Source organism: Vibrio sp. 1580 (genome assembly GCF_033340055.1).
Map to the genome: position 1 here is coordinate 1 of NZ_JAWOVT010000578.1, position 558 is coordinate 558.

The 558-nt window shown below is 48.2% G+C and carries 1 protein-coding gene; it reads left to right on the plus strand.

Going from position 1 to position 558, the window contains the following annotated elements; translation table 11 throughout:
* Positions 1–26: 26 nt before the first annotated feature.
* On the plus strand, positions 27–558 hold a 532-nt coding region (locus tag R7093_RS27255; RefSeq protein WP_318147281.1), incomplete at its 3' end, for a LysE family translocator.

The window sequence follows — 558 nt, forward strand, 5'->3', positions numbered from 1 at the left end:
TGCATTGGTAATCTTTGAGATGTGTTATGAATGAATCCACTATCCTGCTGACATTGGCCAGCATTCACTTTATTGCCTTAATGAGCCCAGGCCCCGACTTCGCATTAGTGGTGCAAAATGCCACGCGTCATGGTCGCCAGACGGGCTTATACATCGCTCTTGGCTTATCCGTTGGTATTTTGCTGCACTCGTTGTTCAGCCTGACTGGAGTGAGCTACCTTGTGCATCAACATCCTTTGCTGTATTCGGTATTACAACTGCTAGGTGGCAGTTACCTGCTTTACCTCGGTGTTGGTGCCCTGCGCGGCGTGATCGCTACGATCAAAAACCCGCAAACGGATCAACAAAATAAAACAAACAGCTTCGTGATCAGCAACAAACGTCAGGCTTTTGCCAAAGGTTTTGCAACCAACATTCTCAACCCCAAAGCACTGGTTTTCTTCATCAGCTTGATGTCGAGCTTGGTGCCAGCCGGAATGTCGGTCTCAGGCAAAAGCATCGCGTTAGTTATCCTGTTCAGCTTGTCTCTAGTTTGGTTTTCTAGCTTGGCGTGGATGC